Raw genomic sequence first — 24,652 nt, forward strand, 5'->3', positions numbered from 1 at the left:
GGTGCGCATCGGGGAACAGTGCCGCGTCGAACAGATCCTGACGGCGGAACTCCAGGCCACGCGCTGCGGCCACCGAGGCGAAGAGTCGTTGGGACGCTTCGTTGTCGGGACTGATCGTGGTGTGCATGGCCACCATTCCGGCGCTCGCGCACCGGAGGAAGAGTTTGTGCAGCATCGTGGCCGCCACACCGTTCCCGCGGGCGGCGTGATCGACGGCCACCTGCCACACCATCAGCACCGCCGTATTGTCGGGCCGTTGATATCCGGTGACGAAACCGATTGGCCGGCCGTCGATCTCGGCGACGATGGAGGTGGCCGCGAAGTCGTGGCACCACAGCACATAGGCATACGGCGAGTTGACGTCGAGAACCTGTGAGTCCGAAGCGATTTCCCAGAGCCGACGACCGTCTTCCATGGACGGAAGCCGGTAGTCGATGGTGGGTACGGGTGTCGGGGTCGTGCTTGTTTGGGACGGGCTCATGACCGTTTCGACGTTAACAACGCATTTCCCGGAAATCATTCGCGGAGCGAAATTGATGCCCGAAATACGATGGTCCTACCAGGTCATCACGGTGTTGTGACAAGCGTCACAGTAACGCTAAACCGGGGTGGGGCGAGGGGATCCGGCAGGGCCCCGGAGGTGGAGAATGGCTCACCATGACCAGGATCATCGCCGGCCGTTTCGGGGGCCGCAGGATCGCCGTTCCCGACGACGGGACACGGCCCACGTCCGACCGGGTGCGCGAGGCCGTCTTCAATATGCTCGACGCCCGCATCGACCTCGACGGCGCAGCCGTGGCCGACCTCTACGCCGGATCGGGTGCGCTCGGTATCGAAGCCCTGTCCCGAGGTGCGGCGTCGGCGGTGTTCGTCGACTCCCGCCGCAAGGCCACCGCGGTCATCGCCACCAACCTGAAGGCATGCGGAGTCTCGTCGGGCACCCGGGTGCTGACTCAGGAGGTCGGCACCTACCTGTCCGGCGCCGGGGCGCCGTTCGACGTGATCTTCATGGACCCGCCTTACGACCTCGGTACCGATGCCGTCCAGGACGAGGTGCGGGCTGTCGCCGACCGCTTCCTCGCCGAGGACGGGCTGCTGATCCTCGAACGATCCACCAGATCTGCGCGGGTCGAGTGGCCCGGATCGGTGGACGTCGTGGCCGACAAGTCGTATGGCGATACGCGCGTGGAGATCGTGCGCAGATAGTTACGCCTGGGGGTTCAGGCCACGGCGGATGGCCAGGCAGCCCCGGTCCGGTTCTGGGGGCGGGGCCGCAGCCCTGGAATCAGCCACCCGTGTAGCGACCGCTCGTCCGCCCGAGGCCGGTGCCGGGCACCCTGAAATATGATTCTCATTTTTGACATACCGTGTTCTTGACGAACTATGCTTCGGTCACACACGGAGGTGGCAAACAACGATGAGCGAATCGCAGGGAATGCAGGGCGTGCGGATCGGACCGATCGAATGGTCGGTGCCGATAGTCGGGGCGCCGATGGCGGGTGGGCCGACCACACCCGCGCTGGTGGCCGCGGTCAGTAACGCGGGCGGCCTGGGCACCCTTGCCGCCGGGTACCTGACCGCCGAACAACTCGAACCGCTGCTGACCGAAGTCGAGGGGCTGACCGAACGGCCCTACGGGGTCAACCTGTTCCTGCCCGGCACCGACCTGGGTGAGCAACTGGCCGACGAGATCGCCGAATACCGCACGCGGCTGCAGATCGATGCCGACACACTCGGGGCTGAGGTCGGTGATCCGGTGTTCTTCGACGAGGACATCGACGCCAAGATCGCGGTATTGGCCCGGCACCGGCCGGCCTTCGTCAGCACGACATTCGCCGACCCGGGTCCGGTGCTGGTGGACCGGATCCACTCGGAGGTCGGTGCGCAGGTGTTCGTCACCGTGACCTCGCCGGAGGAGGCGGCTGCTGCCCTCGCGTCGGGTGCGGATGCGCTGATCGCGCAAGGCGTGGAGGCCGGTGGGCATCGGGGGATCTGGCGCGACGACCCCGGCCATCCGCACGGCGGTCCGGGCATGTCCACGGCGGGGCTCGTCCGCAAGGTCGCCAAGACCACCGACGTGCCGATCATCGCCGCGGGTGGGGTTGGCGTGGCCGACGACGTCCGCGCGCTGCTCGATGCGGGGGCCACCGCCGTCGCCGTGGGAACGGCCCTGCTGTGCTCCGACGAGGCCGGTACCTCCGAGCCGTACCGGAACGCGGTGTTCAACTGGGAGTACCGCGGCACCGTCGTCACCCGCGCGTACTCCGGGCGTCCGGCGCGGGCGCTTGCCAATCGGTTCGCGACGATGAACGTCGACGCTCCTGCCGCGTACCCGCAGGTGCACTACATGACCAAACCGCTGCGGGCCGCGGCCGCGGCGGCCGGGAACACCCAGGTACTGAACCTGTGGGCCGGGGACGGCTGGGATGCCGTGCAGAAGGGGCCGGCCGCGCAGATCATCGCCAATCTCACCGGGGGCGGGACGGAGTGAGGGTGGTGGCGTCAGGCGGGTCCGTCGCCTGACCCCTCGTGACCCTCGCTCCTCCGTCGCTTCGGCCTCGGGGATCAAGATGTTTGGTCGCGGCCGGGGTGGTGGTTGCGGTGTGTGGTCGCGGCCGGGATGGTGGTTGCGGTGTGTGGTCGCGGCCGGGGTGGTGGTTGCGGTGTTTGGTCACGGCCGGCAGATGTTCGGTTGCGGTGGGGGTGGGGATCAAGATGTCTGGCCGCGTGTGGGGGCGGGTAAGTTGCTGAGGCATGGCTACCGCTGTCTGCCCAGGCTCCTTTGATCCGTTCACCCTCGGCCACCGCTATGTGGTCGAGCGCGCCGCCGCGCGTTTCGATGAGGTGGTGGTCACCGTCGTCGTCAATCCCAACAAGTCGGGGATGTTCAGCGTCGATGAACGCATCGCACTCATCGAGGACGACTGCGCCGACCTGCCCAATGTCCGCGTGGACCGGTGGACCGGGCTGCTCGTCGACTTCCTGACCGCAAACGGGTACTCGACCATCGTCAAGGGCCTGCGGTCGGCCGTCGACTTCGACTATGAGGTGCCGATGGCCCAGATGAACCGCGAACTCAGCGATATCGAGACGGTGTTCCTGCTCACCGACCCCCGGTATGCCCACGTGTCGAGTTCGCTGGTCAAGGAGGTGGCCAGGCTCGGGGGCGACGTGTCACCGTTCCTGTCGCCGCATATTCACGAGCGGCTGATGGCCGCGGTGACGGGGGAGCGGAAGGTCTAGCGGCACGCCCGGACGTCCGCGACACGCCACACCAGCTTCACCGGTAACAGCATTACCTTTCTGCACAATAGTCACAGCAGTCTCGTCGGCCACATCCAGTCGCGCCGCCGGACAGACCATCGCAGGGAATGAGGTAGCTGTGTACCGGGTATTTGAAGCACTCGATGAACTGATCGCCATCGTCGAAGAAGCGCGGAGCGTCCCGATGACCGCCGGTTGCGTCGTCCCGCGTGGCGACGTGCTCGAACTTCTCGACGACCTCAAGGACGCCATCCCAGGTGAACTCGACGACGCCCAGGACGTGCTCGACCAGCGCGACGAGCTGATCAGCTCCGCGCGCGAGCACTCCGACACCGTGATCACCAAGGCCGACTCCGAGTCGGAGTCGACGCTGGAGAACGCGCGGGCCGAGGCCGACCGTATCCTCGCCGACGCCAAGGCGCAGGCCGACCGGATGGTCGACGAGGCCAAGTCGCACGGCAAGTCCATCGTCGACGAGGCGGCCGAAGAGGCGCACCGGATGCGTTCGAGCGCCGCCCGCGAATACGAGTCGGTCACGGGCCGGGCCCGCACGGAGGCGCAGCGCACCATCGACGCCGGCAACAACTCCTATGACAAGTCGGTCGCCGACGGTATCGCCGAACAGCAGCGCCTGGTGTCCGAGGCCGAGGTCGTCGCGGCATCCAAGAGCGAGGCCGAGCGGATCATCGACGCCGCCCACGCCGAGGCCGACCGGCTCCGCGGCGACTGCGACGTCTACGTCGACGAGAAGCTCGCCCAGTTCGAAGAGGTTCTCACCGGCACGCTGCGCTCGGTCAACCGCGGCCGGCACCAGCTGCGCACCGGGGCCGGCATGCACGACTACGTCGACTACCCCCGCAGCGTCGACGCCGAGCGTCAGGGCTCGCCCCGGGATCACGAGGCCCCGCTGGCGGTCTGATCGTCGGGGGCGCCGCGTACGGCACGTCGGCGCCCCGGATGATCGGACGGCCCTCCCGGTGAGCTGCGCGGTCACTGGCCCCGGTCCCGGCTCGGGCGTATGGTGCATACCGTGTCAGCTCAATCCGTGACCAGCCCAGCGCCGTTCGTGCTGGACATCAGCAGCCTCGGCCGGCGCCCCGGCACCATGGCCGAGGTCCATCGCACGATCCGCACCCCCTCGCGCATCGGTGTGGAGATGATCGGCATCGAAGAAGGTTCCGAGGTCGACGTCGACCTGCGCCTCGAGTCGGTGTCCGAGGGGGTGCTCGTCACCGGCACCGTGTGCGGTGAGACGGCCGGTCAGTGTTCGCGATGTCTCGAGCCGGTCGAGGGTACGGTCCACGTGTTCCTCACCGAGCTGTTCGCCTACCCGGACAGCGAGACCGAACAGACCACCGACGAGGAGGACGTGCACCGCATCGTCGATGAGCAGATCGACCTCGAGCAGTCGATCATCGACGGTGTTGCGATGGAACTCCCGATGTCGCCGCTGTGCTCCGAGGACTGCCCGGGTCTGTGTCCGCAGTGCGGGGTGCGACTGGCGATCGCGGATCCCGATCACAGTCACGACGTGATCGACCCGCGGTGGGCCGGACTGGCGGCCAAGCTTGACACTCTCAAAGAAGACGGCAAGACCGACGACAACGATGGGACGGGGGCCGGCACACAGTGACTCAGCGGTCGGGGGACAACGGTGAGAACGGCTTTACCGATCTGACGGACGCGCTCGGAGTACCGATCTCGGCGGAGCTGCTCACGCTCGCGCTGACGCACCGCTCCTACGCTTACGAGCACGGTGGGCTGCCCACCAACGAGCGCCTGGAGTTCCTCGGAGACTCGGTGCTGGGCGTGGTGGTCACCGAGCGGCTGTACAATCGCTACCCGGACCGGCCGGAAGGTGAACTGGCCAAGATCCGTGCGAGCGTCGTCAACATGCACGCGCTGGCCGACGTGGCCCGCGGTCTCGGCGAGGGCGGTCTGGGTCGCCACCTGTACCTGGGCCGCGGCGAAGAACTCACCGGCGGCCGCGACAAGGCGAGCATCCTCGCCGACGGACTCGAATCACTGTTCGGCGCAATGTTTCTCGATCACGGTCTGGAAACCTCCCGGGAGATCATTCTGGCCATTTTCGACGATGTGATCGGCAAGGCCGGCAAACTGGGCGCGGGTCTGGACTGGAAGACGTCGCTGCAGGAACTGTCGAGCGAACGCGAACTCGGTCCGCCGCAGTATCAGATCACCTCCACCGGCCCGGACCACGACAAGGAATTCACCGCGACGGCGATCGTCGGCGGCGAGGAGATGGGCACGGGCGTCGGCCGTTCCAAGAAGGAGGCTGAGCAGAAGGCGGCGGCACTGGCCTGGGAGGAACTGAACAACCGCGCCACCGGCGCCGGCGACACCGCCCCGGAAAACTCGGCTGCTGACGAATCCCCCGCTGGGGCAACGGAATCAGTACCTACCACCGAAGAAACCGGAACCGCGAGTGCCTGAACTGCCCGAGGTCGAGACCATCCGGCTCGGCCTCGCGGCGCACATCATCGGCCGCCGAATCGACCAGGTCGAGGTCCTGCATCCGCGGGCGGTGCGACGCCAGACCGGAGGGGCGGGTGATCTGATCGCCCGGCTGCGAGGGCTCATCATCACCGGCGTGCGGCGCCGTGGCAAGTACCTGTGGCTCACCGTCGGCGGCGGGAAAGATGCTGCGGTACAAGAAGGCTGGGCCGTCGTCATTCACCTCGGGATGAGCGGGCAGTTGCTGATCGCCGAACCCGGAGCACTCGACGAGACCCACCTGCGGATCCGCCTGAACCTGGGCCCCGGCGTGGACGCCGACTCCGATCCGATTGAGCTGCGTTTCGTCGACCAGCGCACCTTCGGCGGCTGGTTCGTTGACGACTGGGCGGTGGATGCCTCCGGAATTGTTGTTCCCGAATCGATCTCGCACATCGCGCCCGACCCGTTCGAGGCGTCGTACGACCAAGGGAAGGTGATCGGCCGCATCCGTGCCAAACACACCGAGATCAAACGGGTTCTGCTCGATCAGTCGGTGATCTCCGGTGTCGGCAACATCTACGCCGACGAGTCACTATGGCGGGCCGAATTGCACGGCGAGCGCGTCACCGACCGGATCACCCGTGCCAAACTCGCCGAACTCCTCGACGCCGTCGCCGGCGTGATGAGTGAGGCCATCGCCGTCGGCGGCACCTCCTTCGACGAGCTGTACGTCAACGTCAACGGCCAGTCCGGCTACTTCGAACGCTCCCTCAATGCGTATGGCCGCGAGGGCGATCCGTGCCGACGGTGCGGAACCGTCATGCGGCGCACCGCATTCATGAACCGGAGTTCGTTCTACTGCCCGCACTGCCAGAAACCGCCCCGAGCCCGTAAGACCTGACCGCGTCGGCGGGAATCGGTCGCCGGATACCCCGAGCGGTCACATCCTCCCGCCTCAGACGCTGAGGATGCCACCTCCGGGGGTGAGGACACCGAAGTATTCGGGGGCGAGGGACATCAGGCCGGTCCAGCCGGGAATGGTGCCCCACACCACGAGGGCGACCGGCCCTGGGCCGGTGTGAAGCGTTGTGGCCGAATCGAAGTAGTTGGGGCTGAGGTCCGGACGTGGGAGCCGGTTGGGGAGGCCGCTGATACCGGAGGCTCCGGTGGACAGATTCACCCAGCCGACCGAAAGCTGCGAGGGCCGCCAATTGAAGCGCTGGATGACCTGCACGGTCTTGGTTTTGTGGTCGATCACGGCGTCGACGGTGCCCGCCGGCTGGCCGACACCGGGATTCGTGAGGTGCACGACGGGACCGGTGGCCGCCGGGGTTCTGGCGAAAGCCCGCGTCACGACCTGAGCGGGTACGCCGGCTGCGATCAACGATGCCTTGGCGTCGGTCGGGGCGGGGCGTGCCTGAGCGACGCCCGTCGCCATGATTACGGCGAGAGCAGAACCCAGCAGCGCGATCAGGACCAGTGGTCGGCGCATAACTGCCTCCTTTGAGGGAGCGAACTTTCTCGGTTGACGGTCAAGGAATCGGCGTCCCCATGATCAGACATGGCGGCTCGCGGGCTGGCCGGTCGGACGATCGTCGTCATCTCACCCTAGCGGCCTGGGCCTGCGAAGGCCGTTGCTCGGCGATTGAGTGTGGAGACCAGCCAGGCGTCGGTGGCCTCGGTGGTTGTGCGTCCCACGGGCGTGGGGTGGTTGGAGAAGCCGTGTGGCACATCAGGGTAGATCCGGAGGTCTACGTCGTTGCCCGCTGCCGACAGCCGACCGGCCATCAGCAGATTGTCAGGCAGTACGACGTCGTCGCTGCCGACGACCACAAGCGTGGGCGGGAGGTCACGGAGGTCTCCGTAGGCCGGTGAGATGTCGGGCAGCGTGCGGTCCGGAACGTGACCCGCGTACGCCTCGACAAAGTAGTCATCGGCGACGGCCGGACCCGATGGGGTGTGCGGACTCAGGTCGTAGGTACCCGCTTCGAGCAGCACCCCGCTGAACGCGCCGACGGTACCACCCGCACGCAGGCGCAACAAGGTGACGACGGCCAAGGTGGCCCCGGCCGAGAAGCCGCCCAGGAGCAGCCTGTCGGTGCCGAACCGATCCCGCGCACGCGCGATCAGCCATTCAGCGGCTGCGGCGCAATCATCCGGGGCCGCCGGCCACGGGTTCTCGGGTGCGAGCCGATAGTCGACGCTGACCACGACGAGCCCGGTGGCATCGGCGCGCCGGACATTGCGCTCGTCGTCGGCGACTGCCGAACTCATATAGAAGCCACCACCCGGAATATGCAGCAGCACTCCGACGATCGGACGCTGTAATGGCTCGATGATCCGGATTCGTACGGCATAGCCGGCCAGGTTCACCGTGTCGACGACCGCGCGGCCGGACCCGGTGAATCGTTCCTGCCGCGCCGCGCGCACCTGCAACAACTGTTGATAGTCGGCCAGTGCGCAGGCGCGTGGTCGTGCCTGGTAGAACTCCCTGGTCGCCCGAGCATCCGCCGTCGAGGCTGATTCGACGAGGCTCCTCAGCGCGAAATCCATGCGGCCATGCTACTTGCGCTCAAAGACTCCGCCCCGCAGGCGATGATCGCCGAACTGCTGCGTGCGGACATGCGGAAACTGATCGAGGCTGAATCGATCGCCATGCTCGGGGTGGCGACGCAGTGGGTACGATCCAAATCCTGTACTCGTGGGAGGAAACGGCGCGGAGGTTCCTGAACGCGCGCCCGGTGGAAGGAATCGTCTGCCGGGGACGTTGGCACCACCTGACACGTGAATCCCCAACCGAAAGGTCTACTCACACCCATGACCACTCCCACGACCCCGACCGAACTCTGGGTGCAGCGCACCGGAACCCGCCGTTACACCGGGCACAGCTCGCGGGGCGCGGAGGTGTTGATCGGGTCCGAGGACGTCGAGGGTGTGTTCACCCCCGGTGAGTTGCTGAAGATCGCGCTCGGCGCGTGCACCGGCATGTCGTCGGACAAGCCGCTCTCGCGGCGTCTCGGTGACGACTACGACGCCACGATCCGGGTGAGCGGTCCCGCCGACCGCGAGAACGAGGTGTACCCGGTACTGTCGGAGATCCTCGAAGTGGACCTGTCCGAACTCGACGCCGAGGCTGCCCAGCGGCTGCTGGTGGTGGTGGAGCGGGCCGTGGAGGCCGTGTGCACCGTCGGACGGACGATCAAGGCCGGCGCCGAGGTCAACCTGGCGATCGAGACCGACTGAAGGTGAGCCGGTGCACACCGGCTACCTTTGAGTGATGAGCGCAGCGCCGCAACGGTTGACCGCCTGGGTCCACGGGCATGTTCAGGGTGTGGGCTTCCGCTGGTGGACCCGCTCGCGCGCCCTCGAACTCGGCCTCGTCGGGTACGCGGCCAACCAGGCCGACGGCCGCGTGCTGGTGGTGGCCGAAGGGTCCCGCGTCGCCCTCGACCAGTTGCTCGACTGGTTGCGCAACGGCAACACGCCCGGGCAGGTGACCCTGGTCATCGATGACTTCTCGGCGGCCAGGGGAGACCTGGACGGTTTTCGGGAGCGCTGATCACTCCGATCACCGGGAACCCGGCGGGCAGCGCGCAGAGGTACACCACAACGGCGTGTGGCCGGGTCCTGACGTACCCCGCGGGTAGGCTTGTCGGTCGTGCATCTCAAGAGCCTGACCCTCAAAGGGTTCAAATCGTTCGCGTCGGCGACGACGCTGCGGTTCGAGCCGGGCATCACCTGCGTGGTGGGCCCGAACGGATCAGGCAAATCGAACGTCGTCGACGCGCTGACCTGGGTGATGGGTGAGCAGGGCGCCAAGGCGCTGCGTGGCGGCAAGATGGAGGACGTCATCTTCGCCGGTACCTCCGGGCGGCCCCCGCTCGGCCGGGCCGAGGTGACGCTGACCATCGACAACTCCGACGGGGCGCTGCCCATCGACTACTCCGAGGTGTCCATCACGCGGCGCATGTTCCGCGACGGCGCCGGTGAGTACGAGATCAACGGCAGTTCGTGCCGGTTGATGGACGTGCAGGAACTGCTGTCGGACTCCGGCATCGGCCGTGAGATGCACGTCATCGTCGGCCAGGGGCGCCTGGCGGCGATCCTGGAATCGCGGCCCGAGGACCGGCGCGCGTTCGTCGAGGAGGCCGCCGGTGTCCTCAAACACCGCCGCCGCAAAGAGAAGGCCGTCCGCAAACTGCAGGGCATGCAGGCCAACCTCGACCGGCTCGGTGACCTCACCGCCGAAATGCGCCGTCAGCTCAAACCGCTCGGCAGACAGGCCGAGGTGGCCCGCCGCGCCCAGACCATCCAGGCAGATCTGCGCGACGCCCGGCTGCGGCTGGCCGCCGACGACCTGGTGACCCGGCGTGAGGAGATGGCCCAGCACACCGCCGTCGAGGACGAGGTGCGCCGCGAACAGGACACCGTCACCGCGCAACTGGACACCATCACCGCCTCGGTCACCGAACACGAGACCCACCTGGCTGAGATCGTTCCCGCCGCCGAGGCCGCCGGCCAGGGCTGGTTCCGGCTGTCGGCGCTTGCCGAACGCGTCGACGCCACGTGCCGCGTCGCCGGCGAACGCAGCCGGTACCTGTCGGAGCCGTCGGCACTGCCCAGCGGACCCGATCCCGAGGAACTCGAGATGGAGGCCGAGGAGGCCGCCGACACCGAGATGGAGCTGACCGAGGCCGTCGAGATGGCCTCCGAACGCCTCGACGAGGCCAAAACCGAACTGGCCGAAAGGGAATCGCTTGCCGAGGCCACCGAACGCGCCCACTTGGAGGCGGTGCGGGCCATCGCCGACCAGCGTGAGGGCATCGCCCGGCTCGAAGGGCAGGTGGCCAACCTACGTACCCGCACCGAATCCGTCGACGCCGAGACCGCCCGGCTGACCGAGGCCATCGCGTCGGCCACCGAACGCGCCGATCAGGCCCGGCAGGCCCAGGACTCGGCCGAGGCGCTGCTCGCAGAGCTCGAAGGCGCCGAAGCCGGACTCGACGAACACCACGACCGGTGCGTGGCCGCACTCGACCTGTCCGACCAGCGGGTGGCCGCCCTGCTCGCCGAGGAACGCACCGCCGAACAGCGCATCGCCTCCCTCACCGCCCGCATCGAGGTGCTCGCGGGCAGCCTCGAACGCGGCGACGGCGGAACGTGGTTGCGCGAGAACGCCTTCGACGGTCTGCTCGCCCCGCTGGCCGAAGTGCTGACCGTCGAACCCGGTTTCGAGACGGCGGCGTCGTCGGCGCTGGGCACCCTCGCCGACGCCATCGTGACCGTCGACGGCACCGCCGCGCTCGGTGCGCTGACCGCCCTCCGCGCCGGCGACGGCGGCCGGGCCTCGCTCATCGTGAGCGGGCTGCCGGTGAACGGGAACCGTCGCGCCGTCGACCTTCCCGCGGGCGCCCGCTGGGCCGCCGACCTGGTGACCTGCCCCGACGCCGTGCGCGGTGCCCTCGACCTGCTGCTCGCCGACACCGTGATCGTCGACGACGCCGCGGTCGGGCTGACGCTGGCCCAGCACCACCACCTGCGTGCCATCACCCGCGACGGAGACCGGATCGGTCCCGCCGCCGTGGAAGGCGGATCATCGCGGCGCCAGTCGAGCCTGGAGGTGCAGTCGGCGATCGACACCGCCCGCGCCGAACTCGATGCGGCCCGACGAACCGTCGAGGAGGTCACCGCCGCTCTGTCGGGTGCTCAATCCGAACAGGCCGACCGCAGGGCCGCCGCCGAGGAAGCGCTCGCCGCGTTGCACGAATCCGACGCCAACCTCGGCGCGGCCTACGAGCAACTAGGCCGGCTCGGGCAGGAACTGCGGACCGTGCAGTCCGAGACCGAACGCCTGACCCGCCAGCGGGACCGGGCCGAGGAGACCCGTGGCGAGAACCTGGCCGCCCTGCATGAACTTGAGGAACGGCTGCGCAATGTGCGCAGTGCCGGTGACACCGATCCGGTGGCCCTCGACGACGACCTCGACAGGCTCGCCGCCAGTGAGGCCGTCGGCGCCGCGCGCAGCGTCGAAATGGAGGCCCGCCTGGCGTTGCGGACCGCGGAGGAACGCCTCGCCTCGGTCCGCGGCAAGGCCGATTCGTTGCGGCGGGCGGCGATGAGGGAACGGGAGAACCGGGAACGGCAGCGGCTCGCCGACGAGGCCCGGCGCGAATCCGCGGTGGTCGCGCAGTCGGTGGCAGCGGTCGGCGCCGAGGTCGCTCAGCGGGTGCGGGCGGCGGTGGCGGCCGCGCAACGGGGCCGCGACGAACTCGACGGCATCCGCAAACTGCGGACGGCCGCGCTCGATGAACTCAAACGCGAATCCGCGCAGCTCACCGACCGGCTCAACGCGCTGCGCGACAGCGTGCACCGCGACGAGATGGCGCGCGCGCAGGCGGCGTTGCGCATCGAACAGCTCGAAGAACAGATCCTCGAATCGTTCGCGATCAGCCCCGACGACCTGATCGCCGAGTACGGCCCCGACGTGCCGATGCCGCCGTCGGCGCTGGAGATTGCCGAGTACGAGCAGGCCAAGGAGCGCGGCGACCAGGTGGTGGCACCGGTGGCGATGCCGTTCGACCGGCGCGCCCAGGAGGCCCGGGCCAAGAGGGCGCAGAAGGATCTCAACACGCTCGGCAAGGTCAACCCGCTGGCGCTGGAGGAGTTCGCGGCGCTGGAGGAACGCTACAACTTCCTGTCTACCCAGCTCGAGGACGTGAAGGCGGCCCGCGCCGACCTGATGGCGGTCGTCGAGGAGGTCGACGCCCGCATCCTGCAGGTGTTCACCGAGGCCTACGCCGACGTCGAGCGCGAGTTCGAGCAGGTCTTCGCCTCACTGTTCCCCGGTGGCGAGGGCCGGCTGGTGCTCACCGATCCCGGCGACATGCTCACCACCGGCATCGAGGTGGAGGCCCGCCCGCCGGGCAAGAAGGTCAAGCGTCTGTCGCTGCTGTCCGGTGGCGAGAAGTCGCTGACCGCGGTGGCGATGCTGGTGGCGATCTTCCGGGCGCGGCCGTCGCCGTTCTATGTGATGGATGAGGTGGAGGCCGCCCTCGACGACACCAACCTGCAGCGGCTCATCGGCCTGTTCGAACAACTGCGGGAAAAGTCACAGCTCATCGTCATCACCCACCAGAAACCGACGATGCAGGTGGCCGACGCCCTGTACGGGGTCAGCATGCGCGGCGACGGCATCACCACGGTGATCTCGCAGCGGCTGCGCGGGGTGGATATCGCGGTTCCCGCGACCGAACCCGGGTAGCCTCTGCGCTGATGACAATCGCACTGGTTCTGCTTGCGCTGGTGGCCCTGTTCGTGGTTGCCGAGGTGATGTCGCGGCGCGTGATCGGCGACCGGCTCACCGGCCGGCTGTCGGATGTGGCGGGCTATCCGATCGCGGTCGCCCTGAGCCGGCGCCCGCTCGTGTTGCAGTACTTCGGGATGGTGCCGCACGTGCACGCGACCGGCTTCGGCTCGGGCGGCGAGTGGACCGACGTGCGCGCCGAGCGCCTCACCCTCGGAAACCGGCCCACGATCGGCGCGCTGCACGGCACCGTCGAGGTCGACGGGATCGTGCTCACCGGCACCGCCGACGACCTCACCTACGACAAGAGCGGACTGACCCACGTGCGCGGTGTCGACGCGTCGGCACAGATCTCCTTCACCAGGCTGCTGGCCATCGCTGCCGGCTCGGCGGGCGCTGGAACCGTTGCCTCACTGACCGGGAACGCCGGGAAGGGGACCCTGCGGGTCAAGGCGTCGGCGCAACTGATGATCATGCCCGTCCCCGTCTCGATCACCATCCGGCCGACGGCGCGAGAGGGCCGCATCCGGTTCTCGGTGGTGCGGGCCGAGGTGTTCGGCGCATTCGTGCTGTCCGACTTCGTGCAGATGTTCGTCGACCGGTTCACCCAGAACGTCGACGCCCTCACCGAGGCGGTCACCGTCGGGGGCGTCGAGGTCTCCGATACCGGGATCGCGGTCGCCTTCACCGCCAGCGACGTGGTGGTCAGCGGTGGTTCCTCCGGCTGGCGTGTGGTGCGTTCGCCCGCCTGGGCTCCGGGGACGGAACCCGCCGCACCCCCGATGGCGGGGTGAGGCGGGCCCGCATGGTCACGAATACTGTTTCTGCAGTTCGCGTTTGACCAGTTTCCCGGTGGGGGTGCGGGGCAGGTCGTCGAGGAAGTCGACCGACCGTGGCACCTTGAAAGCGGCGATCCGCTCGCCCACGTAGCCGAGGAGTTCGGCGGCGAGTTTCTCGGACGGCGTGTAGCCCGGCGCGAGTTGCACACATGCCTTGGCCACCTCGCCCAGATCCGCGTCGGGAACCCCGATGATCGCGACGTCGTAGACCGCGGGGTGCCCGATCAGGATGTTCTCGGCCTCCTGCGGATAGATGTTGACGCCACCGGAGATGATGGTGAACGCCTTGCGGTCGGTCAGGTACAGGAAGCCGTCCTCATCGAGATATCCGATATCGCCTGTGGTGGACCAGGTTTCGTGTTCAGGATGTTGGGCTTCGCGAGTCTTGACCGGGTCGTTGTGATACTGGAAGGGGACGAAGTCGCGTTCGATGTACACCAGCCCCACCTCGCCGACGGGAAGTTCGGCACCGGCGTCGTCGCAGATATGGATGATGCCCAGCAACGCCGTCCCGACCGACCCCGGACGTTCCAGCGCGTCCTGGGGCCCGATCATGGTGGCGCCCGCGGCCTCCGTCGACGCCCAGTACTCGTGGATCACCGGCCCCCACCATTCGATCATCGCGCGCTTGACCTCGATCGGGCACGGCGCGGCGGCGTGGACCGCGTACCGGATGCTGCTCACGTCGTACCGTTCGCGGACCTCGGCGGGCAGTTTGAGCATCCGGATGAACATCGTCGGCACCCACTGGCTGTGCGTGACGCGGTACTTGTCGATCGCGGCCAGCGCCGCCTCCGGTTCGAAGCGGTCCATCATGATGACCGTGCCGCCGACTGAGTTGGTGACACCGCAGTAGCGCAGCGGTGCGGCGTGGTACAGCGGGGCGGGGGACAGGTACACGGTGTCGGAGGTGAACTTGTACAGACCGCCGAACACGACGGTGTAGGTGTCGGGGATCTCGTTGACCTGGCCGTCGGGCAGCGGGATCTTGATGCCTTTGGGGCGGCCCGTGGTGCCCGAGGAGTACAGAAAATCGGTGCCCCGCGGCTGATCGGTACGCGGCTCCGGCGAGGCCCCGGCCAGCACGCGCTCGTATTCGTCGAAGCCGTCGATCGCGCCGCCCCAGGCGATCCGGTGACCCGGCCGGGCGAGCGACTCGAGCTCACCCGCGTCGGCGACGGCGGCCGCCACGTTCGCGCCGGCGAACACGACCTGCGCCCCGCAGTCGGTGAGGATGTAGTTGGTCTCCTCTGCGGTCAGATGGTGGTTGACCGCGGTGAGGTACATACCGCTGCGCAGCGCCGCCCAGTACACCTCGAAGATGCGCAGGCTGTTGTCCGACACCACGGCGACGTTGTCACCGCGCACCAGGCCGAGGGCCGCGAGATGATTGGCGATCCGGGTGGAGTTCTCGTCGAGCTGTCGGTAGGTGAGCGACTCACCGGTCGCGGCGGCGATCACCGCCGGCTTGTCCGGCGTGGTGGCGACGAAGTTTCCAGGGAACACGGGCGACTCCTTGATAGGGAGGATCAGCGGACATACAGACATGTGGGATATATGTCCCGATCGTATGCCGGGTGGTGATGCCGTCGCGTTCGCTTGCGGGAACGGACTTCGGCTCGCCGGATCGGTGCCTGGCGCCGCTGTCTGATTGACTGGAACCCACGCTAAGGAAGGACGTGTGGAGTGAACACAGGACTGGTCATCGGCATTGTGGTGGCGGTACTGCTCATCGTCGCGCTGATCGGCCTCGGGACCGTACTGTCGCGGCGTCGTCAGATCTCGCTCACCGAGGACGAATCCGCCGGTAAACAGGTCGACGGCACCCCCGACGGCACGCAGCGGCAGGTCGACAGATCCGGCGGGTACCAGGCCGGGTCCGGGTTCAGTTTCAGTCAGGGTTCGACGGCACTCGCCGAGCCTCCCACACCGCCCGAACCACCCAAGCCCACCAAACCGGCCACCCCCACCGAACCGGTCCGGCCGCCGGGGGAGCGCACCGACGTCGACGGACAGCCCGGTGTCGGTGACGACGCAGCGGTGCCCCGCGATGCCGAGAAGCGCACCGTCCGCGAGGTGTCGCTTCCCCCTGTCGTGGAGCCCCCCGTCGTGGAGCCCCCTGCTGAGGCCCCGGCAGAGCCTGAGAGCGGCACCGACAGCGAGGCCGGCGCCGAACCCGAGGTGACGGAGGAGGCGGCCGCACCCGAGGCGGCCACCGAGGTCGTCGAGGATGAGCCGGCGGTGACGGAGGCGCCCGCCGCCGAGACCCCCATCGCCGACGTCGACACCCCGGCCGCACCGGCGGCAGACAGCCCGGCCGTACCCGAGGTGGAAGCGCCGGCGGAACCTGAGGACGCTGCCCCTGAAGCGCCCGCCGCCCCTGAAGCTCCCACCCAACCGGACGTCACCGTCCCCGACACCGCCGAATCGGCCACCGTCGCCCCGGCCATCGACGAGATCGCCCCGACAGCGGGACGCCTCGGCAGGCTGCGCGGACGCCTGTCCCGGTCGCAGGGCGCGATCGGTAAGTCGATGCTCGGCCTGCTCGGCGCCGGCGACCTCGACGAGGACAGCTGGGAGGAGATCGAGGACACGCTGATCATGGCCGACCTCGGCACCACCTCCACCACGGCGGTTGTCGAGAAGCTGCGCACCGAACTGGCCAGTAATCCCGTCCGCACCGCGGACGACGCGCGGGCGCTCCTGCGCAAGGTACTCATCGAACAGTTGCACCCCGAGTACGACCGTTCGATCCGGGCGCTCCCACACGCCGACCGGCCGTCGGTGATGCTGGTCGTCGGCGTCAACGGGACCGGCAAGACCACCACCACCGGCAAACTGGCGCGCGTACTGGTGGCCGACGGCAGGCGGGTGCTGCTCGGCGCCGCCGACACCTTCCGCGCCGCCGCCGCCGACCAGCTGCAGACATGGGGCGAGCGGGTCGGGGCCCAGGTGGTGCGTGGCAAGGAGAACGCCGACCCCGCATCCGTGGCCTTCGACGCCGTCGCCAAGGGCATCGAGGACGGTGTCGACGTGGTGATGATCGACACCGCGGGCCGGTTGCACACCAAGACGGGTCTGATGGACGAACTCGACAAGGTCAAGCGCGTGGTGGAGAAGAAGGCCCCCGTCGACGAGGTGATCCTCGTTCTCGATGCCACGGTCGGACAGAACGGCCTGGTGCAGGCCCGCGTGTTCGCCGACGTCGTCAAGATCACCGGCGTGGCCCTCACCAAGCTCGACGGCACCGCCAAGGGCGGCATCGTGTTCAACGTGCAGGAGGAACTTGGTGTGCCGGTGAAGCTCGTGGGCCTCGGCGAGGGCGCCGACGATCTGGCGCCATTCGAGCCCGGAGCCTTCGTCGACGCGCTGCTGTAGGCCGCAATCCGGGCACGACACGGGCACGCGAAACTCGCATCCGTGTCGTGCCACTGTGAGATGCCGCTGAGAGCTGTCTTGCCGGTTTACGCAGATGAAATATATTCCGCGCCGTGGTTCACCGGCCTGAAACACCAGCGCACCACCACCGAAACCACCGCCCGACAGAGTCATCACAGGCGCCGAGAGGTCGGCGTAACTCGTCAGGAGGTTTCATACAGTGGTTCTCGCGCTGCCAACAGAATCGTTTGGCACATTCGACACTGGCGACACGGCGTGGATTCTCACCTCCGCGGCCCTCGTGTTGCTGATGACCCCGGGCCTGGCCTTCTTCTACGGAGGCCTGTCCCGCGGCAAGTCCGTTCTGAACATGATGATGATGTCGTTCGGCTCGCTGGCCACGGTCAGCGTCGTCTACGTGCTGTGGGGCTTCTCGATGTCTTTCAGCAACGGCATCACCGGTGACGACGACATTCTCGGTATCTTCGCCAACCCGTTCTCGCTGTTCGGCTCCGACCAGCTGACCAACACAATCGAGAAGGGCAACGAAACCCTCGTCGTGACCGGTGGTCTGTCGATTCCGTCGATCGTGTTCCTGGGCTTCCAGCTCACCTTCGCCGTGATCACCGTCGCGCTGATCTCCGGATCGCTCGCCGAACGCGTGAAGTTCTCCACCTGGCTCGTGTTCACCGTGGTGTGGACGACCATCGTCTACTTCCCGCTCGCCCACATGGTCTGGGGCGGTGGCATCATGTCGGGCGCCGAGACCGGTTTCGCGTCCTGGCTCTTCGGCACCGAGGACGGCGCGGCCAAGGTCGCTCCCGTCGACTTCGCCGGTGGCACCGTGGTTCACATCAACGCCGGTATGGCCGGCCTGGTCCTGGCCATCATCGTCGGCAAGCGCGTCGGATTCGGCCGCACCGCCTACCGTCCGCACAACATCCCGTTCGTCATGCTGGGTGCCGCGCTCCTGTGGTTCGGCTGGTTCGGCTTCAACGTCGGCTCCGAACTCGCCGCCGACGCCACCGCGGGCAAGGTCTGGGTCAACACCACCGCCGCCACCGCGGCAGCCATCCTCGGCTGGCTCGCAGTGGAAATCATCCGCGACAAGCACGCCACCAGCGTGGGCGCCGCCTCGGGTATCGTCGCCGGCCTGGTCGCCATCACCCCGGCCTGTAACGCGCTGACCCCGGTCGGTTCGCTGATCCTCGGTGCTGTCGCCGGCGTTCTGGCGGCCCTGGCCATCGGCCTCAAGAACAAGTACGGCTACGACGACTCGCTCGACGTCGTCGGCGTGCACCTCGTCGCCGGCCTGTGGGGCACCATCGGCATCGGTCTGCTCGCCAAGGGCGACGGCCTGTTCTGGGGCGGCGACGCAAAGCTCCTCGTCGTCCAGTTCGTGATCGCCCTGTTCGCCCTGGTCTTCACCGGTGTTCTCACCGCCGCCATCGCCTTCGCTCTCAAGCCGCTCGGCTGGCGGGTCAGCGATGAGGATGAGAAGGTCGGCATCGATGAGGCAGAACACGCCGAGACCGCCTATGAATCAGCGTGAACACGCTCACATCGACAACTACGCTGAATCCTGTGGAGAGGGATAATTCATGAAGCTGATCACTGCCATCGTCAAGCCGTTCACTCTCGAAGACGTGAAGGCAGGACTCGAACAGGCGGGCATCCTCGGGATGACCGTGAGCGAGGTCCAGGGCTACGGGCGACAGAAGGGCCACACCGAGGTCTACCGGGGTGCTGAGTATTCCGTCGACTTCGTACCCAAGGTTCGTGTCGAGGTCGTCGTCGACGACGCGGCCGTGGACAAGGTCGTCGACGTGATCGTCGAGGCCGCCCGCACCGGCAAGATCGGTGACGGCAAGGTCTGGGTCTCGCCGGTCGACTCGGTGGTCCGGGTCCGTACCGGTGAGCGCGGGGGCGACGCCCTCTAGCACCACCTATCCGGGTCCATGACCCGGCCGGCACCGTGCATCGCGGCCCCGCGACTGATGACTCATCAGGCGCGGGGCCGCGACCATCTCACGATCGGCTGCGCACGGGTCGTGTCCCGGACCGGTCGGCGGTCAGCCCGTTCCCGAATCTGCCCTTCCACGAATCTGCGAGGTATCGAGAAGCCCATGGCAGCAACAGATCTTGCCCAGGCCAGACGCCAACTGCTCACATCGGCCCGCTCCGGCAAACTCGACGCACCGGGCCTGCGTCAGGTACTCGTCGACCTGCACGAGTTCTGGCTCAACAGCAAAGGAGCCGAACTCGGAATCACCGCCGACAGCGGTCTGGCGATCGTCGCCGTCGGTGGCCTGGGGCGTGGGGAACTGCTGCCGTATTCCGATCTCGACCTGATCCTGCTGCACGACGATCTGCCCGCGGCCAAGGTGTCGGAGGTCGCCGACGGCCTGTGGTATCCGCTGTGGGACGCCAACATTCCGCTCGACCACTCGGTTCGCACTGTGCCGCAGGCGCTGTCGGTGGCCGCCGAGGACGTGACCGCCGCGCTGGGCCTGCTCGAGGCCAGGCACATCGCAGGCGACGAAGACCTGTCCAAGCTGCTGATCGGTGGTGTGCGCCAGCAGTGGCGATCCCAGATCCGCACCCGTTTTCCCGACATCGTCACCCACGCACAGGACCGCTGGCGCCGCGCCGGGGATATCGCGCACCGCGCCGAACCCGACCTCAAGAGCGGTCGGGGCGGACTGCGCGATGTGCAGTTGCTCGGTGCGCTCGCCATCGCGCAACTGACCGACGGCGTGAGCCAGGCACGTGCGGATCCGTCGGGGTCGGCGCCGCAGACCGCCTACGTCCGGCTGCTCGATATCCGCACTGAACTGCACCGCATCGCGGGCCGGCCGCGTGAACAGGTCCGCGCCCAGGATGCCGACGAGATCGGTGCCGCTCTGCGGATCGGCGACCGATTCGACCTGGCACGGTCCATCAGCGACGCCGCCCGCACCATCAGCTACTCCATCGACGTCGGCCTGCGCACCGCGGGCAACGCACTGCCCCGGCGCGGTCTGGCCAAGCTCCGGCGCCCACCGGTGCGTCGCCCCCTCGACGAGGGTGTGGTGGAGCACAACGGCGAGGTGGTGTTGGCGCGCAACGCGATTCCGAGCCGGGACCCGGGATTGATTCTGCGCGTGGCGGCCTCGTCGGCACGCACGGGCCTGCCGATCAGCGCCTCGACGCTGAGCAGGCTCGCCGACTATGCACCGGAACTGCGGGAGCCGTGGCCGCGTGAGGCGCTCAGCGACATGATCGTGCTGCTCGGATCGGGGCACCACATGGTCGACCCGATCGAGGCGCTCGACCGGACCGGACTGTGGGGCAGGCTGATTCCCGAGTGGGGAGCGGTCCGCGACCTGCCGCCGCGCGATGCGATCCATTCGTGGACCGTCGACCGGCATCTGGTGGAGACCGCCTCCTATGCGAGCGCGATGACCACCCGGGTCACCCGTCCCGACCTCCTCGTGCTCGGGGCGCTGATCCATGACCTCGGTAAGGGGAGGGGCGCCGACCACAGCATCGTCGGCGCTGAACTGGCCATCCAGCTCGGCAACCGGATGGGGCTGTGGCCGCAGGACGTGACGATCCTGTCGGAGATGGTGCGTCACCACCTGCTGCTGCCGTCGGTGGCCACGCGCCGCGACCTGGAGGATCCGGACACCGCGCAGTTCGTCGTCGACACGCTCGGCGGCAACCGGGTGCTGCTCGAACTGCTCGCGGCACTGGCCGAGGCCGATTCGCTGGCCACCGGCCCAGGTGTGTGGGGCGACTGGAAATCCTCACTCATCCACGACCTCGTCCGTCGGTGCATGCGGCTGATCGATGGCGTCGAACCCGTTGTCGCCGAACCGTTGTCGCCGGAACAGATCGCGCTCGCCGAGGCGGGCGGGTTCGCCGTCGAGATCTCCCCGGCGGAGGGCCTGCACACCTACACGGTCACGATGGTCGCCCCGGACCGGCCGGGCCTGCTGTCGAAGATGGCCGGTGTGCTCGGCCTGCACGGTCTGCGGGCGCAGTCGGCGTCGGTGCGCAGCCACGACGGCAGCGCGGTGAACTCGTTCGTGGTGGTGCCGCGCTTCGGCAGCCCGCCCGAGGTCGGCCTGATGCGTCAGCAGTTGATCGCCGCTGTCGAGGGCAAGGTCGACGTCCTCGCGCGTCTCGACGCCCGCGAGGCCGAATCACCGATCCCCACCATCGCCAGCGTGTCCGAGGGCATCGGCGCGCTGGCCGGGGTATCGGCGTCGGCGGGGAGCACCGACCCCGCCACCGACGGCTCAGGGCACGCCAAGTTCGCGGTTCCCGCCTTGTTCGCCGTGGCGCCCGCCCGGATCCTGTGGTCGGGGGTTCCGGGTGAGTCGTCAGGTGCCGGCGCGGACGCGGTCGGCGGGCAGGCGATCCTCGAACTGCGCGTCGACGACCGGATCGGACTGCTCAGTCGCGTCAGCGCGGTCCTTGAGGCGCATGGCGTGGACGTGCGGTGGGCCAAGGTCACCACGCTCGGCAACACCGTCGTCGACACGTTCTGCATTCGGCGCTCGGATCCCGAGCGCAGCGTCGACGACCCGGACTTCCGGGCCGCGGTAGAGGCCGACATCCTCAAGGTCTGTCCGCAACCGCAGCCGCGGGTGGAACCGAATTCGGGCAACGGGCCCGGTGGTACCGGCGGGACCTCCCGGTCAGGTGTGCCGATCAGCTGAGTCGGCCGCAGGCATGGAACACTAGAGGAATGTTCGATTCCCTCTCCGACCGGTTGACCGGTGCCCTGAAGGATCTGCGCGGCAAAGGCAAACTCTCCGACGCCGACATCGATCGGACGGCCCGGGAGATCCGCCTGGCGCTGCTCGAGGCCGATGTCTCGTTGCCGGTGGTCCGCGGCTTCATCGCCAAGATCAAGCAGCGCGCCAAGGGCGCCGAGGTCTCGGCCGCGCTCAACCCGGCGCAGCAGGTCGTCAAGATCGTCAACGAGGAACTCATCGCGATCCTCGGCGGCGAGACGCGGCGCGTGCAGTTCGCCAAGAAGCCGCCGACCGTCATCATGCTGGCCGGCCTGCAGGGTGCCGGTAAGACCACCCTCGCCGGCAAGCTCGGCAACTGGCTCAAGCAGCAGGGGCACACCCCCCTGCTGGTGGCGTGTGACCTGCAGCGTCCCGGCGCGGTGTCGCAGCTGCAGATCGTCGGCGAGCGGGCCGGGGTGCCGGTGTTCGCGCCGCACCCGGGCACCAGCATCGGCGGCGAGGGCACTCTCGGCGTCAGCTCGGGAGACCCGGTCGCGGTGGCCAAGGCCGGTATCGATGAGGCCGCCTCCCAGCACTACGACGTGGTGGTCATCGACACCGCGGGCCGCCTCGGCATCGACGAGGAACTGATGCGTCAGGCCTCCGACATCCGCGAGGCCACCGACCCCGACGAGGTGCTGTTCGTCGTCGACGCGATGATCGGTCAGGACGCGGTCTCCACGGCCGAGGCGTTCCAGTCCGGGGTCGGCTTCACCGGCGTCGTGCTCACCAAACTCGACGGCGACGCCCGCGGCGGGGCCGCACTGTCGGTGCGCGAGGTGACCGGCCAGCCGATCATGTTCGCCTCCTCCGGCGAGAAGCTCGAAGACTTCGACGTCTTCCACCCCGACCGGATGGCCAGCCGCATCCTGGGGATGGGCGATGTGCTCAGCCTGATCGAGCAGGCCGAACAGCACTGGGATCAACAGCAGGCCGAGGAGGCCGCCGCCAAGATCACCCAGGGTGAGCTGACGCTGGAGGACTTCCTCGAACAGATGCTGATGATCCGCAAGATGGGGCCCATCGGCAACATCCTGGGCATGCTGCCCGGCGCGGGCCAGATGAAGGACGTGCTGGCGCAGGTCGACGACAAGCAGCTCGACCGGGTGCAGGCCATCATCCGCGGCATGACGCCGGCCGAGCGGGAGAATCCGAAGATCATCAACGCCTCCCGGCGCCTGCGTATCGCCAACGGTTCGGGGGTCACCGTCAGCGAGGTCAACCAGCTCGTCGACCGGTTCTTCGAGGCCCGCAAGATGATGGCGCAGATGTCCGGGCGTATGGGCTTCGGGCCGGCCGGCCGGAAGAACGCCCGCAAGGGTAAAGGCAAGGGCAAGAAGGGCAAGGGACGCGGCCGTGGGCCGACCCCGCCGAAGATGCGCGGCGGTTTCCCCGGGATGCCGGGCGGGATGCCGGGTATGCCCGCAGGGTTCCCGGACCTGTCGAACATGCCGGCCGGTCTCAACGAACTGCCGCCGGGCCTTGAGGGTATCGACGTCTCGCAGTTCCAGCAGCCGAAGAAGCGCGGCAACTAGGCCGCTTCGTCCCCGGGAGCACCGATGACACAGGGCGCGTTGCATTTTCGCGGTATCGATCCGTTCACCGAGCAGAGTCTCGAATTCTGGGTGGTCGACGGTCGGATCACCTTCGAGCCGGTGGCCTCGGCCGAGACGGCCGTCGACGGCGGCTGGATCGTCCCGGGGCTGGTGGACGCGCACAACCACGTCGGCATCGCGCCCGGTCTCGACGTGACCATCGAGCAGGCCCGGCAGTCCGCGTACGCCGACGCGCGTGCGGGTGCCCTGCTGATCCGTGAGGTCGGATCACCGCTCGATACCCATCCGCTCGACGACGATCCGCTCTGCCCGCGGTTCATCCGGTCCGGACGCCACATTGCCCGGCCCAAGCGATATATGCGCGGCTACAGCGTCGACCTCGTCGACCCGGCCGACCTGCCGGCGGAGGTGGCCAGACAGGCCGCCGACGGCGACGGCTGGGTCAAGATCGTCGGCGACTGGATCGACCGCGAGGTCGGTGATCTCGCCCCGCTCTGGGACCGGGACACGCTGGCTGCCGCTGCTGCCGCCGCGCACGACGCCGGGGCCCGGATCACCGCGCATGTGTTCGGCACCGATGCGCTCGGCGACATCATCGACGCCGGATTCGACTGCATCGAGCACGGCACCGGCCTGACCGCCGACCTGATCGACAAGATGGTCGAGAAGTTGATTGCCTTGGTGCCCACCGTGATTCAGGTGGATAATTTTCCGGGTATCGCCGCAGGCGCCGACCGGTTCCCGGTCTATCAGGCCAACATGCTCTCGCTGCACGCGGGTGCGGGGGAGGTTTTCGGAGCGGCGCGGGAGGCCGGGGTGGCGATGTTCGCCGGCACCGACGCCGGCGGGTTCGTCACCCACGGGCGCATCGTCGACGAGATCGAGGCGCTCGTGGACCTGGGCTGGCGCCCGGTCGATGCGCTCGCCGCGGCGAGTATCGAGGCGCGCACCTGGCTGGGCGCCGGCGGTCTCGCGGAAGGCGACCGCGCCGACTTTCTGGTGGTCGGCGAGGACCCGCGGGAGCGGATCTCGGCGTTGCGGTCGCCGGCAGCCATCGTGTGTTCGGGGCGG

The 24,652-nt window shown here is 68.2% G+C and carries 21 protein-coding genes; 17 read left to right on the forward strand and 4 right to left on the reverse strand.

From position 1 onward, the window contains the following. Nucleotides 1–481: diaminobutyrate acetyltransferase (gene ectA / locus GOAMR_RS10110; protein WP_005186615.1), on the reverse strand; the 481-nt coding region annotated here is incomplete at its 3' end. Nucleotides 482–657: 176 nt separating this feature from the next. On the opposite strand from ectA, the gene rsmD reads away from it, so the two are divergent. From rsmD to mutM, 7 genes are all read left to right on the forward strand, one after another. After that, on the forward strand, nucleotides 658–1,206 hold the full coding sequence (gene rsmD / locus GOAMR_RS10115) for a 16S rRNA (guanine(966)-N(2))-methyltransferase RsmD (protein WP_005186620.1): 549 nt from the start codon (nucleotides 658–660) through the stop codon (nucleotides 1,204–1,206). 211 nt (nucleotides 1,207–1,417) lie between these two features. After that, the gene (locus tag GOAMR_RS10120) at nucleotides 1,418–2,491 is read left to right on the forward strand and encodes a nitronate monooxygenase (protein WP_005186623.1); all 1,074 of its coding nucleotides are present in this window, start codon (nucleotides 1,418–1,420) and stop codon (nucleotides 2,489–2,491) included. A gap of 263 nt (nucleotides 2,492–2,754) precedes the next feature. Then, a complete protein-coding gene (gene coaD / locus GOAMR_RS10125; protein WP_005186625.1) occupies nucleotides 2,755–3,243 on the forward strand; it encodes a pantetheine-phosphate adenylyltransferase in 489 nt (162 codons plus the stop codon). Between the two features lie 139 nt (nucleotides 3,244–3,382). Continuing rightward, the gene (locus GOAMR_RS10130) at nucleotides 3,383–4,183 is read left to right on the forward strand and encodes a DivIVA domain-containing protein (protein WP_005186628.1); all 801 of its coding nucleotides are present in this window, start codon (nucleotides 3,383–3,385) and stop codon (nucleotides 4,181–4,183) included. Nucleotides 4,184–4,282: 99 nt separating this feature from the next. Next, nucleotides 4,283–4,897, forward strand: a complete 615-nt coding sequence (locus tag GOAMR_RS10135; protein WP_005186630.1) for a YceD family protein — start codon at nucleotides 4,283–4,285, stop codon at nucleotides 4,895–4,897. Beyond that, nucleotides 4,894–5,718 carry a ribonuclease III gene (gene rnc, locus GOAMR_RS10140; protein ID WP_005186635.1) on the forward strand — a complete coding sequence of 275 codons (825 nt, stop codon included), beginning with the start codon at nucleotides 4,894–4,896 and terminating at the stop codon, nucleotides 5,716–5,718. Before GOAMR_RS10135 ends, rnc begins: the two co-directional genes overlap by 4 nt. Continuing rightward, nucleotides 5,711–6,622, forward strand: a complete 912-nt coding sequence (gene mutM, locus GOAMR_RS10145) for a bifunctional DNA-formamidopyrimidine glycosylase/DNA-(apurinic or apyrimidinic site) lyase (RefSeq protein ID WP_005186637.1) — start codon at nucleotides 5,711–5,713, stop codon at nucleotides 6,620–6,622. Before rnc ends, mutM begins: the two co-directional genes overlap by 8 nt. A gap of 54 nt (nucleotides 6,623–6,676) precedes the next feature. Here the strand turns inward: mutM and GOAMR_RS10150 are convergent, their stop codons facing one another. Both GOAMR_RS10150 and GOAMR_RS10155 read right to left on the reverse strand, forming a co-directional pair. Further along, nucleotides 6,677–7,213, reverse strand: coding sequence for a hypothetical protein (locus GOAMR_RS10150; RefSeq protein ID WP_005186640.1), 537 nt, complete (start codon nucleotides 7,211–7,213; stop codon nucleotides 6,677–6,679). Nucleotides 7,214–7,329: 116 nt separating this feature from the next. After that, complete coding sequence (locus GOAMR_RS10155) at nucleotides 7,330–8,274, reverse strand: alpha/beta hydrolase (RefSeq protein ID WP_005186641.1); 945 nt, start codon at nucleotides 8,272–8,274, stop codon at nucleotides 7,330–7,332. A 264-nt stretch (nucleotides 8,275–8,538) separates the two neighbouring features. On the opposite strand from GOAMR_RS10155, the gene GOAMR_RS10160 reads away from it, so the two are divergent. From GOAMR_RS10160 to GOAMR_RS10175, 4 genes are all read left to right on the forward strand, one after another. Next, nucleotides 8,539–8,964: an OsmC family protein gene (locus tag GOAMR_RS10160; RefSeq protein ID WP_005186644.1), complete on the forward strand. Its 426-nt coding sequence runs from the start codon at nucleotides 8,539–8,541 to the stop codon at nucleotides 8,962–8,964. Nucleotides 8,965–8,998: 34 nt separating this feature from the next. After that, nucleotides 8,999–9,280 carry an acylphosphatase gene (locus GOAMR_RS10165; RefSeq protein WP_040514925.1) on the forward strand — a complete coding sequence of 94 codons (282 nt, stop codon included), beginning with the start codon at nucleotides 8,999–9,001 and terminating at the stop codon, nucleotides 9,278–9,280. Nucleotides 9,281–9,379: 99 nt separating this feature from the next. Further along, on the forward strand, nucleotides 9,380–12,982 hold the full coding sequence (gene smc, locus GOAMR_RS10170; RefSeq protein ID WP_005186648.1) for a chromosome segregation protein SMC: 3,603 nt from the start codon (nucleotides 9,380–9,382) through the stop codon (nucleotides 12,980–12,982). 11 nt (nucleotides 12,983–12,993) lie between these two features. Then, entirely contained in the window at nucleotides 12,994–13,818 is an 825-nt protein-coding gene (locus GOAMR_RS10175) for a hypothetical protein (RefSeq protein WP_005186651.1), read from the forward strand. Nucleotides 13,819–13,833: 15 nt separating this feature from the next. Here the strand turns inward: GOAMR_RS10175 and GOAMR_RS10180 are convergent, their stop codons facing one another. Next, a complete protein-coding gene (locus GOAMR_RS10180) occupies nucleotides 13,834–15,369 on the reverse strand; it encodes an acyl-CoA synthetase (protein ID WP_005186652.1) in 1,536 nt (511 codons plus the stop codon). Between the two features lie 180 nt (nucleotides 15,370–15,549). Between GOAMR_RS10180 and ftsY the strand changes: the two genes are divergently transcribed. From ftsY to GOAMR_RS10210, 6 genes are all read left to right on the forward strand, one after another. Continuing rightward, entirely contained in the window at nucleotides 15,550–17,241 is a 1,692-nt protein-coding gene (ftsY, locus tag GOAMR_RS10185) for a signal recognition particle-docking protein FtsY (RefSeq protein WP_005186653.1), read from the forward strand. 220 nt (nucleotides 17,242–17,461) lie between these two features. After that, a complete protein-coding gene (locus tag GOAMR_RS10190; protein ID WP_005186654.1) occupies nucleotides 17,462–18,793 on the forward strand; it encodes an ammonium transporter in 1,332 nt (443 codons plus the stop codon). Nucleotides 18,794–18,842: 49 nt separating this feature from the next. Further along, nucleotides 18,843–19,181 (forward strand): P-II family nitrogen regulator, encoded by a 339-nt coding sequence (locus tag GOAMR_RS10195; protein WP_005186656.1) that lies wholly within the window; start codon nucleotides 18,843–18,845, stop codon nucleotides 19,179–19,181. A 186-nt stretch (nucleotides 19,182–19,367) separates the two neighbouring features. Beyond that, a complete protein-coding gene (locus GOAMR_RS10200) occupies nucleotides 19,368–21,947 on the forward strand; it encodes a [protein-PII] uridylyltransferase (RefSeq protein WP_005186658.1) in 2,580 nt (859 codons plus the stop codon). Nucleotides 21,948–21,976: 29 nt separating this feature from the next. Then, on the forward strand, nucleotides 21,977–23,560 hold the full coding sequence (gene ffh, locus GOAMR_RS10205) for a signal recognition particle protein (protein ID WP_005186660.1): 1,584 nt from the start codon (nucleotides 21,977–21,979) through the stop codon (nucleotides 23,558–23,560). A 24-nt stretch (nucleotides 23,561–23,584) separates the two neighbouring features. Then, the coding region (locus GOAMR_RS10210; RefSeq protein ID WP_005186662.1) for an amidohydrolase family protein at nucleotides 23,585–24,652 on the forward strand (1,068 nt) is incomplete at its 3' end.

It is taken from the genome of Gordonia amarae NBRC 15530 (genome assembly GCF_000241345.1).
GTDB classification, from domain to species: Bacteria; Actinomycetota; Actinomycetes; order Mycobacteriales; family Mycobacteriaceae; genus Gordonia; species Gordonia amarae.

Bases quoted from the DNA above. Each gene is read 5' to 3' on its own strand.
- GOAMR_RS10160 (WP_005186644.1), top strand. From the start codon at position 8,539: ATGACCACTCCCACGACCCCGACCGAACTCTGGGTGCAGCGCACCGGA.
- rsmD (WP_005186620.1), top strand. From the start codon at position 658: ATGACCAGGATCATCGCCGGCCGTTTCGGGGGCCGCAGGATCGCCGTT.
- GOAMR_RS10135 (WP_005186630.1), top strand. From the start codon at position 4,283: ATGGTGCATACCGTGTCAGCTCAATCCGTGACCAGCCCAGCGCCGTTC.
- GOAMR_RS10200 (WP_005186658.1), top strand. From the start codon at position 19,368: ATGGCAGCAACAGATCTTGCCCAGGCCAGACGCCAACTGCTCACATCG.
- ffh (WP_005186660.1), top strand. From the start codon at position 21,977: ATGTTCGATTCCCTCTCCGACCGGTTGACCGGTGCCCTGAAGGATCTG.
- coaD (WP_005186625.1), top strand. From the start codon at position 2,755: ATGGCTACCGCTGTCTGCCCAGGCTCCTTTGATCCGTTCACCCTCGGC.
- GOAMR_RS10165 (WP_040514925.1), top strand. From the start codon at position 8,999: ATGAGCGCAGCGCCGCAACGGTTGACCGCCTGGGTCCACGGGCATGTT.
- GOAMR_RS10175 (WP_005186651.1), top strand. From the start codon at position 12,994: ATGACAATCGCACTGGTTCTGCTTGCGCTGGTGGCCCTGTTCGTGGTT.
- GOAMR_RS10195 (WP_005186656.1), top strand. From the start codon at position 18,843: ATGAAGCTGATCACTGCCATCGTCAAGCCGTTCACTCTCGAAGACGTG.
- GOAMR_RS10155 (WP_005186641.1), bottom strand. From the start codon at position 8,274: ATGGATTTCGCGCTGAGGAGCCTCGTCGAATCAGCCTCGACGGCGGAT.
- GOAMR_RS10150 (WP_005186640.1), bottom strand. From the start codon at position 7,213: ATGCGCCGACCACTGGTCCTGATCGCGCTGCTGGGTTCTGCTCTCGCC.
- GOAMR_RS10120 (WP_005186623.1), top strand. From the start codon at position 1,418: ATGAGCGAATCGCAGGGAATGCAGGGCGTGCGGATCGGACCGATCGAA.